A 15,151-nucleotide genomic window follows, 5' to 3' on the forward strand; every position below is an offset into this window, starting at 1 on the left:
CGTTTAATATGAAAAAGATCGTAAAAAGAATCGCAGCTATGGGTGCTGCTGTTATGATGATGAGTTCTATGGCTATTGGGGCTAGTGCATATAATTCCGGAAATACATATTCAAGTGCGACGTGGACAATAAGTGCAAAATACACACAAAGCACTAAATCTATAACCAAGACTCTTAAAGCTGGCAATAAAGTTAAGATCAACAACGGTACAACAAAGAATGTTATTATAACAAGTTGGACTGGGCAAGATGAGGTGCTCTATTCTAATGTTACGTTTAGTTCACCAAATGGCAGCAATAAAGTAACGATAGATAAAAGAGACAATTATGAGTATTTTATAACGATGACATCGTCATATAAACCAACAGCAGAAGTGAAGAATAAAATCACACTCAATAATTATGATGAGGATGATATAAAAGCTTCAGGATACACAAGAACGCCTAAATAATGTGCTATGGCTGCTGCTTGTCGGCAGCCATTTTTATAAAAGGAGCAACGATGAAAGAAATATTTAAGATATTTGTACTTCTTGTGATGATATGTACGTTTACAGCCTGTGCAGCAGGCGGTAAAACCAGTGATACAAAAGATATCAGCATAAAGCTTGAGAGCTTTTCTGATGTAAAAAAAGATATTTTGTCAACTGATACAGAGTATGAAAATATTTCTGTACCGACTGAAACACTTCAAACCTTGGCAAATGATCTGCCGGAAAAGGCTGAACTCGCTGACCTAAAGCAGGTGAACGATCGTGAGCAGTGTTTCGGTAAAATAAGGCCGCTGTTTATTTCCGACAAGGACTATAAGAAAGAGTATTATCAGGGCTTTGACAGTTCTTTTCCTGCCGGCAACGTTTATGATGACACAACGTACTATTTAAATGTTGCATCAAATGGAGGCATCGGATTTCTTTCTAAAGAATCTGCCTATGACTGTGAAACGATAAAAACAGTTTTTGTAGACAGACCCTATGAAGACGAAGAGTATGTTCTTGGCGGACAGACGTATAAACTCAGTCAGGGCGTTGAGTATGTAGACGGCTTTTTGCAGGCTTTGACCGACAGCGGATTTGGAAATATGAAAATAGCTTACGTTGATGTATTGAAATACGATCAGGAAAATGCTCTGCTTTTTCATATTCAAAGAACCGTCGATGGAATCGCCCTGAACGATTTCTTTTATAGCGACGGGGATTTTGATGAATATCCGTATTTTGGAGCAAAGCTGTATATGACCGCTCCAAACACCGTAGGAGAGTTCTTGGGAGATCATGGCTTTTGCGAGCTTGACGGCTCTGCGGAAAGTGTCGATAAATGCGTTACCTTAGAAAGTGCTTTAGATATATGTGAAAATACACTTGCGGCAAATCATAAATATACAGTCAATAAAATAGACCTCGGATATATGCAGAATGTTGTTAAAGCAAACGGTGAACCATGGAACAAGGATAGCGACGGACAGTTCTATTTTCAAGGTGATACAAAATATAAAACAGAGCTTGGCTGGTTTATATGGCTCGACACCACCACAGACAATGAACGAATGGTATTTGTCAATGCTCTGAATGGAGAAGCTTTGGTACTGTTCAACAATGCAGATGTTTCGGAAAACTGAGGATAGAACATGAATTTCAATAAGTGTCTGAAAACACAGCTTTATAAAATGCTCATCAGCCCTGTGCCTGTAATATGTGCCATTATGATATTTGGCTTGTGCTGTATAACAAATGTTTACACCGATGCAGACGGCGGAAAAGGCTATTCAGTATTGACCATACTGCTTTTGCGTGACCCCACAGAGGCTGTTGAAGGAAATTCTGTCGTTCGTGAAAATATTATTCGTGCAGCTATGAGCAGCTGGCTGATAATGTTTTCGCCTGTTGTATGCGTTCTGCCGTTTGTTAAAAGTGTTTCAGCAGAGAACAGCTCGTTAAAGCGGTTTGAAATGCAACGCAGCGGAAAAATTGCTTTTGCTGCATCAAGACTTGTGTCGGCGGTGCTTACTTCAGCGGCGGTACTTTGTCTGGGATACGGGCTTTTTGTGATATTTACAGTAATTATGTTTCCGTCTGTTATGGATACGAACAGTCATTCAGCTGCGGCAGTGCTTCATTCAATGAGTATAGGCTGCTTTTATTTGAGCCGAATGGCAGGTGCTTTTATAATAGGAGCGTTAAGTGCATTGCCTGCATATATCATCTCTGTTTTCAGCAGAAACAAATATATGATGACTTGCATACCGTTTATGTTCTTTTATTTTTACAACACTCTTATAAACAGACTTTCAAAAGGGTTTTCCGCCAATGTCGGAAAGATCGTCAGCTTATTTTCATTCAACGGGATATTCCGAGCCATAGAAAACGGCATGACTGTGTATGTGATCTTAGCCGCAGCCGTATTGATGATACTTGCGGCGATAATTGGCGTCAGCTTCTTGCAAAGGAGGTATGACTGTTGTGAGTAAAACAAGAATAAGGGCGGTATGGGGGACGGCACAAAGTGAATATATCAAATGGATATGCAGTTCAAGAATGTTGATATTTCTATGTGCATTGATATTCATAGATCAATTTGCCGTAAAGCCGTTAGTTGAGATATCAAAACAAACAGGCGTTAAACTTGGTCTGTTTGAGCCGTTTATTGCAATAACCAATTCAGACGTACTGCTGATGATAATGCCCATAGTTTTTATTACGCTTATAGGAGATTTTCCTAAAAACGATGGAAATATGCTGTTTTGCGTGCAGCGCACATGGCGTGTTAATTGGCTGCTTGGGCAAATGCTTTTTCTTGTTATGTCTTCACTTACATTTATGCTTGGAGTTATACTCAGCACGTTTCTTGCGGCGGCAGGTTATTTGCAATGGAGCGAACAATGGTCGGCAACAGTCACAGATTACAGCAGGCTCTTTCCCGAGAACGCCGATAGCGTTGCTGCAAATCTTATTCCTGAAAATCTTTACTACCAATATGTACCGCTGCGGTCGGCAGGCAATTCTGCGGTGCTGATATTTCTGCTGTTGTTGGTGTGCGGTCTTATTATGCTCGTTTTTGCAGAGCTTAGGCAAAAGCTTCTGGGTGTAGGCATAAATGTCTTTTTACTTCTGGCAGGCGGTGCGGCAATATACCTTGAAACGCCGATACGCTGGGCTTTTCCGTGTTGTAATGCCATAGTGAAAACGCATTTTACAAAGTTCTTCAGGCAGCAGATATATGAAATATCTTATTCCTACATATATTTCTTTTCAATCATAGTATCTTTGATCTTGCTGTCATTAGTTTTGCTACGGAAAACTAATTTTCTGACGGCTGGGGAGGAATGATAATGGATATCATAGGAGTTAGCAACGTGTGTCTTACTCTTGGCAAAACGGAGATACTAAAGCATATAAATGTGTCCTTTGAGGAGGGCAAGATACACGGACTTATCGGCAGAAACGGCAGCGGAAAGACAATGCTTATGAAGTGCATATGTGGTTTTATCAAGCCCACGAGCGGTGAGATTATCGTTGACGGCAAGAAGGTCGGAAAGGACGTTGATTTTCCGAAAGATATGGGAATTATCATTGAAACACCGGGGTTTATCCCATACTATTCAGGCTACAAAAATCTCAAGCTGCTTGCAGGGCTCAACAACAAGATCGGCAAAGAGGAGATAAAAAGCAGTATGAAACAGGTGGGACTTGATCCTGACCTAAAGCGTCACGTTCGTAAATACAGCCTTGGTATGCGGCAGCGTTTGGGACTTGCACAAGCCATTATGGAAAATCCGAAGATACTCATTCTTGACGAGCCTTTCAATGGTCTTGACAAGGACGGCGTAAAAGAAATGCGTGAGTACCTGCTTTCATACAAAGAGCAGGGCAAGACTATCCTTATTTGCTCTCACTCAGCGGAGGATATTTCTGTGCTGTGCGACACTGTGCATGAAATGGATAAGGGTGTGATAAGTGAGATCAAGGGGTAAGCTGATCAAAAAAACATCATCTGCGTCAGTGCGAGGCTTTGCCGTTGGCTAAGAATGGGACATTGGAAAATAAACCGGATAGCATTTTCAAATAAGTTTTGATATATAACGCAAAAAGACAGATACCTCAGTCAAATGAAGTATCTGTCTTTCTTATTTCTTAGTTATAGCCTGCTGTATAGGTCTTTCATAATAGTTGTTGAAAAGCTTCTATATTAGTACCGACCTAAGCCGTCCGCCATATTTTTCATATTGTATTAAAGCTGTGTATCAACAAAAATTGTATAGATAGCCTTCATTGCAGATTCAAAATCAGCCTCGTTTACACCGATGATGATATTAAGCTCGCTAGAGCCCTGATCTATCATCTTTACGTTTACATGAGCGTGTGCAAGAGCTGAGAATATTCTGCCTGCTGTACCTCTGTTTGACTTCATTGCACGTCCCACAACTGCAATAAGCGCAAGGTCTGTTTCAATATCGATTGTATCAGGGTGACAGTTTCTGTGCAGACCTGACATTATCTCCTGCTCCTTTGGAGCAAACTCTGCCTGATGAACAACGACAGACATTGTGTCGATACCTGATGGCATATGCTCAAAGCAGATACCATTCTTCTCGAAAACTTCAAGAACTCTTCTGCCGAAACCAAGCTCTGCGTTCATCATATCCTTTTCGATATTAACTACAGTAAAGCCCTTCTTTCCTGCTATACCTGTGATCGTGAATGCAGGCTTCTGAGATGTGGACTCAACGATCATTGTACCCATATCCTCAGGCTTGTTTGTGTTCTTGATGTTTATTGGGATACCTGCTTTTCTTACAGGGAAAATAGCGTCCTCATGAAGTACGCCTGCACCCATGTAAGAAAGCTCTCTCAGTTCCTTATATGTTATGGTAGTGATAGGCTGTGGGTTGTCGATAATTCTAGGGTCGCATACCAGAAAGCCTGATACGTCTGTCCAGTTCTCATAAAGATCAGCGTTTACTGCTGCGGCAACGATAGAACCTGTTACGTCAGAACCGCCTCTTGAAAATGTCTTGATAGTATCGTTTGGCATTGAGCCGTAGAAACCAGGTATTACCGCATTGTCAAGTGTAGCAAGTCTTTGAGGAAGCACCTCGTTTGTTCTTGCAGAATCGAACTGACCCTGATCGTTAAAATAGATAACATCAGCAGCGTCAACAAAGTTATATCCAAGATATTTAGCAAGAACGATACCGTTAAGATACTCGCCACGGGAAGCCGCATAGTCACGTCCTGCCTTGCCGATAAAGCAAGCCTTGATAGTTTCAAACTCCTTTTCAAGAGAAAGGTCAAGACCCAGATCATTGATTATGCCGTAATATCTTTCCTTGATAGCGTCGAACTCGCTGCTGAAATCCTTGCCCTTTGCAGCAAGATCATAGCAGCCATAAAGCATATCAGTTACCTTTGTATCGTTTGAAAACCTTTTTCCAGGAGCAGACGGCACAACAAATCTTCTTGAGCTTTCCGCTGTGATTATCTCCTTTACCTTTTTGAACTGCTCAGCACTTGCAAGAGAGCTTCCACCGAATTTTACAACCTTTGTCATTTCACAAACCCCTTATAAACTATAGAATTATTCCTGTCTGCGTACTTTTCCCACGCTGACGTTACAATAAATAGTATACCGAATTTGCGTGATTAAGTCAATGTATAAATGGACTAATTTTTATAGTTTTTTCGATGTATGTTTGTGAAATACGCTTGTATTTGTATGACGGACAACTCATACTTATCTGTCTGCCTATTATCTGTAATGTTCGTCTATCCACTTATCATGTTTTCGTGAAAGAAAGCCCCAGCGTTCTTCAACACAAAATGCAGCGGATAAAACAAGCGGCAAAGAAAGGAGCACAGCCGCAATAATAAGAATAGCCATATTACTTACGTTCACAAGAACGCCTCCCGTCTCGGTTTTGTTATGACTATATTATAGCGTTCCTTACTTAAACAGACCTTAATGCAAAGTGAAAACCATGTGAAAAAAGCCCCGACCGAAGCCAGGGCTTTTTTCATCAGACTGCTTAAACCGTCACAGCCTGAGTGTTATTATTTTTAAGCACCTCAATAAAATCTTTTTCAGGAACAGGCTTTGAGAAGTAGTATCCCTGAATGAAATCACAGCCCATGCCAAGAAGCGTGTCGAGTTGGTGCTTGTCCTCGATACCCTCGGCGACTATCTGCATATTGAGCTTCTTTATCATCGCCACTGTACTTTCAATGGCGATATGCGCCTTTTCGCTCTTGAAACATTCCCAGACTATTTCCTTTTCAAGCTTGATAAACCTGAAAGGCAGGCTGAGAAGATATGTCATATTTGAATATCCCGTACCATAATCGTCAAGTGCAAACTTCACACCATAGTCGGAAAGGGTCTTGATGTTTTTCTCCATAATGTGCGGAGTATACACCGCCGCAGTTTCTGTTACTTCAAGACAAATAGACGATGGGTCTACCTTGTATCTGTCCATAATGCTGAGAAGCTGCTCTACAAGGTCAGATTGCATACACTGGACTACCGACAGGTTTACCTGCACATATTCGATACCAAGTGAAGTTCCCACGCCTTTCTTTATAAAGCGGCAGGCTTCCTCGAAAACATATTTGCCTATTTTGAGTATCTTGCCGTTTTCCTCAGCTATAGGAATAAATTCCTGCGGAGGGATAAATCCAAGCTTTTCATCCTTAAGCCTAACAAGGGCTTCACAGGAAACTATCTTGTTTCTTGAACTTGAATATATCGGCTGATAGTATACCTCAAAGCCACGATTATCCAGAGCCTTGTCTATAGCATTTTCTACCTCGCTTCGACGTTTGCTGTCATAAAAGTTTATGTCAGTTGCATGAAGAAGTCTTTCAGTTTCAGGTTCACGATGCTTGAACTGCTCGATAAAGTCCACCAGCATATCTGCATTGTCAACGTCATCAGGGCAGTCGATACGCATAAAGCAGGCTGTTATCAAAGTATCAACAGTACCTATATTCCAGTTTTCAGACAGCTTTTTCCTTATTGCACGATACGTTTCTCCCACCTTTTCAGAATCCTTCGGAAACATAAGAGCAAAGCATTCGTCCTCCAAATAAAATCCATCGCCAAGATTAACAAAGTTATAAAGATAGTCGGAAAAGCTTCTTAACAGAGAGTTGGAAAAACGTCCGCCAAAGGTTTTCATAAACATTTTGAAATCCGGTATCCTTATGAGCAATAATGTAAAATCAGAAGCTGAGGCATATTTTATGGAACACCTATTGACAAAGCTGCTCCAGTTGAGCATTTTCGTTCCTTGGTCTATCATATCGTCCTGACTTTGCAAAGTGAACATTATTAGAAGCATACATACAGACGCCGCAAAGCACTCCACAAGAAGGAGTTTATTGATCATCTGAACAATTACCGCCACTACCGTCATTGAGATAAAGGCTGTTATAGAAGTGACCACCTGTCTTGATAGCATACTTCTATTACCCATTGCGTAAACGATGCCAAATATAAGATAATAAATCGCCACAATGTATGTAAATGGCTGAAGAGTGCCACGATGATAACCACCTTGACTATCCACATAGATGATAAAATGTGTTGCAGGCGTCGTAATCACAAGCAAAAGATCAACGATCATCGGTGTATATAAAAAGCTTTTGAAAAGAGCAGACATCTCTTTATAGCCGTCCGTCAGGAAAAGTATATATATCACAAATAGAAACGGAATAAGATTATGTGTAAAATAATAAGCCGTATGGAAGAAGATTTTAAGCCCTATGCCCCATTCGCCGGTAGAAAACACACTTAAAATATCCAACACAGTTGACAAAGCCGAGTCGCCCACGAGAATGCCAAAGGCCTTATTCTTGTTGCACGGAATACGCTTTTTGAAATAGAATACAACTCCTGTGATAGCATATATCACAAGGGCACATATATCATAATGGATAATATAACCCACAACGCAGACCTCCCCGTATTGTTATGGTAATATTTTAACATAACTCTGTTATGGCTTCAACCGATTTAACAAAAAGTTATAATATTTTTGGTTGTGTGCATAACTTACATATAAATAAAAGCCCGAATTTATGGTTTTTGTCAATTATTATCTATTCGTTGAAATGTTCATTCTTGCGGTTTACTGATAAGATATCATAAACATTTTAACATTATCCTAAAGCTTCACCCAAAAATGAAAAGTTAGAAAAACGATGATAATTTAACTTACGGCAAAAGATTATATATAGTTTTAAATAATTTTTAAATTTGTCGGTTTGACTTGACTAATAAACAATATAGAGTTATACTGAAATCACGGTAAAGATCCTGTCAGAGGACTTGTTATATGCTCGTATTTTGGCAGAGTTTCTGTATATGCCGAAATAATTAGTTCTTACTAATATCTAAAAACAAAACAGGAGGTAATAATTATGTTAAAATGTTTTAAAGACGAGAAATTCTGGTGTGCAGTAGGCGGAGCAGCCGCAGTCATTCTTGGCAAGAAAGTCGTAAAGGCTAAGAAAACAAGAGAGCTTGCCGTTACAGGTCTTGCAAAGGGAATGAAGCTCAAGAGCGACGCTCAGTCAGCACTTAGAAGCATGAAGGACGAAGCATCTGACATCTGCTATGACGCTAAGGTCGAGGCAGGGATAAATGACGAGGAAGAAGTAACTGAATAATGAAAGCTCAGATCGTTTATGACAAGCCCTGCCGCATACGTTTCCGCTGTGGTAGCGACGCTTTCACAAAAGAACTTGAACGGTCGATACATAAGCTTGTTATGTCAAACCCGTGGGCGGTCGCCTGCGAGGCTCACTATGAGAACGGCGGAATACTTATACGCTATAAAGAGGGTCACAGAGCCGAAGCTGTCGAACTTGTAAGAAAGCTCAGAGGAAGCGACCTAGCACCTGTCAGCGACAATCAGTATGACACCGAGGAGATAGACAGAACATTCAAATCTGACCTTGCAAAGCTTGTGATGCAAAGATATATAAGAAAAGCTATTCTGCCTGCACCTATAGGCGCAGCACTTATCGTGTACAGCGGACTTAAATACATAGCAAAGGGCGTAAGCGCACTGTTTGACGGCAAGCTTACAGTTGAGGTGCTTGACGGAGCGTCAATAAGCGCTTGTCTTATCCAGAAAAATTACAATACGGCTGGCACTGTCATGTTCCTGCTTTCTGTATCAGGCTTGCTGGAGGATTACACAAGAGCAAGAACAAGAGCCGCTCTTACTGACAGCTTGGCGATAAAGGCAGATCAGGTATGGCTGGCAGGCAAGGACGCAGATACTCTTATACCAATGTCACAGCTTCAGGTGGACGATTGCATAAGAGTTCGCACAGGAAGCGTTATTCCTGTTGACGGTCAGATAACCGAGGGCGAAGCTTACATAAATGAAGCTTCCATGACAGGCGAGCCTCTTGCGGTCATGAAGAGCGCAGGAGCAAGCGTATTTGCCGGAACCGTTGTCGAGGAAGGCTCAGTTGTGATAAAAGTTCGCAAGCTTTCTTCCGACACAAAGATAAGCAAGATAATCGAGCTTATCGACAACTCAGAAAACCTTAAAGCAGGGGTGCAGAGCAAAGCGGAGCGTCTTGCGGACTCTATCGTGCCGTACAGCTTTCTTGCCTTTGGTCTTACACTGCTGTTTACTAGAAATGTCACAAAAGCAGTTTCCGTTCTTATGGTGGACTATTCCTGCGCTATCAAGCTTTCAACGCCTATAGCCGTTATATCCGCTATTAAAGAAGCCGCTGATGATGACGTTACGGTAAAGGGCGGAAAATATCTTGAAGAATACGCACTTGCCGATTCTATCGTTTTTGACAAGACCGGCACTCTTACAAACGCTGAGCCTGTGCTTGAAAAGGTAATAGCCCTTGGGGATTACTCCGAGGCGGAAACGTTGAAAATTGCGGCTTGCCTTGAAGAGCACTTCCCTCACAGCGTAGCGAGAGCTATAGTAAAGGGTGCGGCCGATAGAGATATCGACCATGCCGAGGAACACGCCGAGGTGCAGTATATAGTTGCCCACGGAATTTCAACAACGCTTCACGGCAAACGTGCTATCATAGGAAGCAGGCATTTTGTCTGCGAGGACGAGGGCATAGAGATAACAGACGAACAGCAGGCTGAGATCGACGAAAAGTCGGGAGCTTGCTCAGTGGTTTATCTTGCTGTAGGCGACAAGCTCACAGGTGCGCTCTGCATAAGCGACCCGCCAAGACCTGAAGCTGAGGAAGCTGTTAAACAGCTCAAAGAAGCAGGCATCACAAATATCGTGATGCTCACAGGCGACAGCGCAAAGGCTGCCGAGATAACTGCACAGAAGCTTGGCATATCAGATTTCAGGGCGCAGGTTCTTCCTGAGGACAAGCACAGATATGTTCAACAGCTCAAAGAGCATGGACACAGAGTAATAATGGTAGGCGACGGAATAAACGACGCTCCAGCCCTTGCGGCGGCGAACGTTTCTGTTGCAATGAGCGATGCTTCCGATATCGCAAAGGAAACTGCCGATATCACAGTTCGTGGTGCAGACCTTACACAGCTTGCGTCTATAAGACAGCTTAGCGAGAAGCTAATGCACCGAATAAACAGTAACTACAGATTTATACTGCTGTTCAATTCAGTGCTTCTGCTGTCAGGAGCTTTCGGGCTTTTACAGCCGTCAGCCTCAGCGCTTCTGCACAACGCTTCAACAATGGCGATCTGTGCAAAGAGCATGACTCCTTTAGAGGATAAAAAGCGCAAAAAGAAAAACAAGTAAACAAAATATAAAGAGCGAATGATCGTAACGTCATTCGCTCTTTTTTGCATCTTAATAAATGTAACGCTTTTTTCTTAAATTACCTAGCAGGTGTACAGTAGCAAATAGAATAAACTGTGATATCGCCGTTTTTTGCCGCAGCATGAAGCTGATCCAGCTTATCAAAACCTGTACCAAGCTCCTTTACACAGTCTGCATATGTGAACTTAGCATAGTAATGATCATTCGCTCTGCCTGTTTCGCTAGGCTGAACTCTTGCCCAGTTTGCTCCTCCTGACCAGCTCTGGAGAATAAGCTCAAACTCGTTCTCTGCACCTGAATACTCAACATAGAAATAGCCATTTGCAGAAAGATACGAAACATCAAAACTGCCATAATTTTTTGAAGTCATAACTGAAACTGCCTGACCCCATGAGCCACATGATTTTGCACCCCAGAAAATAGATACATATGGATCCTGCTCCGGCTTATCAGGGTCAACAGGATCTACCGGATCAACCGGCTTTGTTGACTTTCCGACAATATACTTAACACTAAGAACTTCGATATCTCCGTTAGCCGCACCAACATGGAAGCGGTCTACTTTAGAGAAATCGGTTGTTCCGAACGCCGCCGCAACATCGTCGTAGCTGTACTTTGCGTATACAATGCCGTCCTTTTCTGTTACCTCAGTTGGTGAAACTCTCGCCCAGTCTGCACCGCCTGACCAACTCTGGAGAATGACCTCCGCCTTGTCTGTGACACCCTTGAACTGAACTTCAAAATATCCGTCCTTTTCGATAACTGAGCTGTCAAAGCTGCCGCCTTCCTTAGTTGTGGAAAGTGTGATAGCCTGACCCCAGCCTGATGTCTTTGCCGAGCCTGTGAAGATAACAGTTTCCTTTCTGTCACTTACCTCGCCTGTGGCAGGGATAACCTCTGTCTTTATCACCTTGCCGCAAGTTGTACACTCAGTGTGCTTTGAGCCATTTTCTGTCGCAGTAGCCGCCTTGTCGATTATCCATGCGCTTTCGCTGTGACCTGTCGCAGGGATAGTTTCAGTGTACTTTTCACCGCATGAGCAAGTGTATACCTTTTCGCCGTCAGCTTCGCAAGTTGCAGCCTTTGTTGATGTGAGGGTATAGCTGTGCCTGTGACCGATAGGGTCGGTGTAATCGTCCTTCTTTGTCTCACCGCAGGAAGCGCAGGTGTAGATAGTGTAGCCCTTTTCATTCTCTGTAGGAGCAACTGTCTCGCCCTTTACCCAGCTGTGACCCTTTGCAGGGATAGTTTCAGTGTACCTGTCTCCGCAAGTACAAGTGTAAATTCTCTCGCCCTCTGTTGTGCAAGTAGCTTCCTTTGTTACCTTTGCGGTGTAGCTGTGAGTGTGTGATGACTTAACATTCTTGACAGTGAGTGCAAATGTATCTGTGTTTCCGTCTGAGAATGTGTATGTAAGTGTGTAATTACCATTTGCAAGCGTCTTGAGCCAGCTTTCGTTGAGCATTATCTGACTTCCGCTTGTAGAATAATCTAAGCCGCCTGTAAGCTTCTTGCCGTTTACTATGATAGACTCAACGCTCTTTCCATAAAGCACAAGGTCTGTTCTCACACCGCTTGGAGCATCAGCGTCAAATATGCCTGACTTTGTGGAAAGGTGTGGCTTCTCGATCTGTCCGTCCTCGTAGAAAACAACATCGTCTATGTAAACTGTACCTGTCTTTTGAGCAGAATCTCCGCCCATATAGAACGAGAACTGGTTAAGCTTTGATGTATCAAGATTTCCGCCCGACTGCCAGCTTGGCGCTTTAAAGGCAGCGAATGGTATCTTGACAGTTTTTCCGCCTGCGAAATCAAGTGCTATCTGCGCTTCAAAATAATTGTCGTTTGCGTCTCTAAGCTGAACAGTAAGGCTGTTGCCTGTGCCGTCCCCCTCTACCCAAAGCTCAACGCCTGCAAATGATGAAGCATTTCTTATTGCAATAGGGTGGTTTACTCCGCAGTAGCCGTTTGGCGAGCCGATATCATATCCGAAAGCAAGTGCCTTTGAACCGTTCTTTGCAGCAAGAGAAAGTGAAACTTCATTGCCGCTTGTGTTTCTTGAATAAGACGACCAAAGTGCCTTATCATTTGAATAGCTCTCAAATGTGTCAAGCTCATCAAAGCCTGTGGTGTCGAAAACATTTATTGTAAGCTCCCTATCCTCGCCCTCATAGAAATCGAACTTAAGCGTCACAATGCCTGCTGAAAGCGTCTTGAGATATGCACTTTTAATGGTCACAGTGTCGCCCGAAGTTGTGTAATCTGTACCCTCTGCGAGTGCTTTTCCATCAGCAACAATGCCTCTGAACTCGCTTGTCTTGCGATCCATGGTGATATCAACATCACTGCACTTCTTAGGGTTTACGTCAACAGAGATTATCTCAGGTGAGATAATAGGCTTAGGGATAGAGCTGTCGCTCACCGTCAGATTGAACTTAGGCTGATTGCCGCCTGTTGTGAGTATCCTGCACGAATACTTTGCAAGCTCCTGCCTTTTAAGATAAGAAGCCTTGATAGTAACAGCGTTGCCCCTTATGGTGTAATCGTCTGACGAGAGTTTCTTTCCGCCGACCTCAACACCGCTTATGCTGCCCTCTTTCATAGAAACATTCACCACAACGTTACCTGACTTGCTTCTGTCAAAACTGTATGTAGACTTGTCAGTGGTGTTTACAATGTTCTTCTTTTCCATTTTTGCAGCAGCGTTCATCATAAGAGTTCTTGTGCTGTCCGTCTTTTCGATACCCTCAGGACCGTAAACGGTGTAGCCGTCATAGTCCTGATAAAGAGTGCCGTCATCAAGATAGGAAGCTATCATCCAGTAGTTGAAGCCCTGATATTCGACACCCTCATAGTAGTCCCCTGTTACAATATCCAGCCAATCGGAATAAGCGGCGTCACGCTTTGTTTTGTCTGTAAGACCGAATTCCTCAAAGATAATAGGCTTGTCAGCGGAAGATGTGGTCTGGGCATGGCGCTTTATCCACTCGAGGTCATCATCGCCAAGGTCAAAGCCCCACTGATCAACGTACATATGTGGTGTGCCAAAATCTACAGTGTCGATAGTCATAAGCTTGTCAAAGTCAACACCGTAGTAGCCTGAATATGCGGAAGACGGAAGATCTTGCCTTGCAGCTTCCTGATAGCCAAGGTTATAAAAGCCCTCGTCGCCAACAGATACCATGTGATAAGGGTCGATAGACTTTACATATGCTGACATTTCCTTTGCCCAGTTATAAAGAATATCGTCCTTGCAGAACTCGTCAACAGTACATCTCGGCTCGTTTGAAAGCTCCCAAGAAAAAACAGCTTCAGAATCCATAAGCTTCTCGCCTGTGTAGTAGTTGGTGTGATTTAACAAAGTCTTGATATAATCCTTATACCAACCCTTGATAGTTTCATTAGTGTAAAAATCGCAGGTGTCCTTTTCGTCCACTTTGCTATTGCCAACGCTCTTGCCCTGTGACATCTGATACCACTTTACATACTGACCCATTCCGCCGAACGCTTCCCAATAGTTCGTGAAAGTGATAACAAGCTTCATATCATGTTCTTCAGCCTGCTTGATAATATAATCAAGATGTCTCAGGCCGTCCTCGCCCTCGTTCACAACAGGCTTGCCAGCCTCATCGTCCCAATACTGGAAGTAAACTCCGTCCTTTTCGCCCGTTCCGTCATTGTTGCCCTCAAAGGTCTCATGACCAGACTGCGGGTCGATCTCGCCTGTTTTCTTACCAACGTCAAGATTTCCCCAAATTCTTATTACTTTAAGCCCCATTTTTGAAGCGTCATCGAAAACATTCTTTACCTCACTCTTTGACTTATAGGTGAGATAATAGCAGTTCGTGCCGCCGTAATAGTAAGGGCTCCCGTCGCACATAAACTTTGAGCCGTCAGCATAAACAAATCCCTCTGGGTGTGTCGCCGCATACTCCGCATATGCGCTGATATCTGCGAAAGGCACAATGCTAACAGCCATTGCAGCAGCCGCCAGAGCCGCAGAAAATCTTCTCATTACTCCTGTCATAACCATACTCCTTTTTCATTACTTTAGCTAATTTTTGATTAATTTAGCTTATCAAATTATTGCATTTTTACTTTATCACAAACTTAATTTAATGTCAATCTCTTAAAACGATTAAGCAAGCAAGTTTTTAAAAATCAATGTTTTTGACAAATAAAGAAGTACAAACTTAGTGAATTATGCTATAAGTAATCATCATTTTATATTATTTTTGTCTTTCATTGCCAAAGAAAATAATAGTTAAAAAACGTTTACATTTCGTATTAACATCAAACGTTTAAGATAAACAAATTAACAAATGCAATTTACACACAAAACAAAGCCGGGCATATCATTTCAAAATG

Annotated in this window: 11 protein-coding genes; 7 read left to right on the forward strand and 4 right to left on the reverse strand. The window is 42.5% G+C overall.

Annotated elements, in window-relative coordinates; translation table 11 throughout:
- From OCV57_RS11355 to OCV57_RS11375, 5 genes are all read left to right on the forward strand, one after another.
- The coding region (locus OCV57_RS11355) for a hypothetical protein (RefSeq protein WP_267301656.1) at positions 1-452 on the forward strand (452 nt) is incomplete at its 5' end.
- Positions 453-502: 50 nt separating this feature from the next.
- Complete coding sequence (locus OCV57_RS11360; RefSeq protein ID WP_267301657.1) at positions 503-1,618, forward strand: hypothetical protein; 1,116 nt, start codon at positions 503-505, stop codon at positions 1,616-1,618.
- Positions 1,619-1,627: 9 nt separating this feature from the next.
- Complete coding sequence (locus OCV57_RS11365; RefSeq protein ID WP_117864490.1) at positions 1,628-2,467, forward strand: hypothetical protein; 840 nt, start codon at positions 1,628-1,630, stop codon at positions 2,465-2,467.
- Positions 2,460-3,326, forward strand: a complete 867-nt coding sequence (locus tag OCV57_RS11370; protein WP_038671205.1) for a hypothetical protein — start codon at positions 2,460-2,462, stop codon at positions 3,324-3,326. Before OCV57_RS11365 ends, OCV57_RS11370 begins: the two co-directional genes overlap by 8 nt.
- Positions 3,327-3,328: 2 nt before the next feature.
- A complete protein-coding gene (locus OCV57_RS11375; protein WP_038671203.1) occupies positions 3,329-3,970 on the forward strand; it encodes an ABC transporter ATP-binding protein in 642 nt (213 codons plus the stop codon).
- 257 nt (positions 3,971-4,227) lie between these two features.
- Here the strand turns inward: OCV57_RS11375 and OCV57_RS11380 are convergent, their stop codons facing one another.
- From OCV57_RS11380 to OCV57_RS11390, 3 genes are all read right to left on the reverse strand, one after another.
- Positions 4,228-5,547: an aspartate kinase gene (locus OCV57_RS11380; RefSeq protein ID WP_022288602.1), complete on the reverse strand. Its 1,320-nt coding sequence runs from the start codon at positions 5,545-5,547 to the stop codon at positions 4,228-4,230.
- A gap of 198 nt (positions 5,548-5,745) precedes the next feature.
- Positions 5,746-5,892 (reverse strand): hypothetical protein, encoded by a 147-nt coding sequence (locus OCV57_RS11385; protein WP_158455080.1) that lies wholly within the window; start codon positions 5,890-5,892, stop codon positions 5,746-5,748.
- Between the two features lie 130 nt (positions 5,893-6,022).
- A complete protein-coding gene (locus OCV57_RS11390) occupies positions 6,023-7,942 on the reverse strand; it encodes a bifunctional diguanylate cyclase/phosphodiesterase (protein ID WP_267301658.1) in 1,920 nt (639 codons plus the stop codon).
- 472 nt (positions 7,943-8,414) lie between these two features.
- Here OCV57_RS11390 and OCV57_RS11395 point away from each other — a divergent pair, with 472 nt between their 5' ends.
- Positions 8,415-8,663 (forward strand): hypothetical protein, encoded by a 249-nt coding sequence (locus OCV57_RS11395; protein ID WP_038671197.1) that lies wholly within the window; start codon positions 8,415-8,417, stop codon positions 8,661-8,663.
- Complete coding sequence (locus OCV57_RS11400; RefSeq protein WP_267301659.1) at positions 8,663-10,762, forward strand: heavy metal translocating P-type ATPase; 2,100 nt, start codon at positions 8,663-8,665, stop codon at positions 10,760-10,762. The genes OCV57_RS11395 and OCV57_RS11400 overlap by 1 nt, the downstream gene beginning before the upstream one ends.
- A 79-nt stretch (positions 10,763-10,841) precedes the next feature.
- Here OCV57_RS11400 and OCV57_RS11405 read toward each other — a convergent pair whose 3' ends face one another.
- Positions 10,842-14,810 carry a X2-like carbohydrate binding domain-containing protein gene (locus OCV57_RS11405; protein WP_267301660.1) on the reverse strand — a complete coding sequence of 1,323 codons (3,969 nt, stop codon included), beginning with the start codon at positions 14,808-14,810 and terminating at the stop codon, positions 10,842-10,844.
- Between the last annotated feature and the right edge of the window lie 341 nt (positions 14,811-15,151).

The sequence above is a fragment of the Hominimerdicola aceti genome, assembly GCF_025567495.1.
In the GTDB taxonomy this organism is placed as follows: Bacteria; Bacillota; Clostridia; order Oscillospirales; family Ruminococcaceae; genus Hominimerdicola; species Hominimerdicola aceti.

Coding starts and splice junctions, on each gene's coding strand:
- OCV57_RS11365 (WP_117864490.1), top strand. CDS start 1,628: ATGAATTTCAATAAGTGTCTGAAAACACAGCTTTATAAAATGCTCATC.
- OCV57_RS11375 (WP_038671203.1), top strand. CDS start 3,329: ATGGATATCATAGGAGTTAGCAACGTGTGTCTTACTCTTGGCAAAACG.
- OCV57_RS11360 (WP_267301657.1), top strand. CDS start 503: ATGAAAGAAATATTTAAGATATTTGTACTTCTTGTGATGATATGTACG.
- OCV57_RS11380 (WP_022288602.1), bottom strand. CDS start 5,547: ATGACAAAGGTTGTAAAATTCGGTGGAAGCTCTCTTGCAAGTGCTGAG.
- OCV57_RS11405 (WP_267301660.1), bottom strand. CDS start 14,810: ATGACAGGAGTAATGAGAAGATTTTCTGCGGCTCTGGCGGCTGCTGCA.
- OCV57_RS11400 (WP_267301659.1), top strand. CDS start 8,663: ATGAAAGCTCAGATCGTTTATGACAAGCCCTGCCGCATACGTTTCCGC.
- OCV57_RS11395 (WP_038671197.1), top strand. CDS start 8,415: ATGTTAAAATGTTTTAAAGACGAGAAATTCTGGTGTGCAGTAGGCGGA.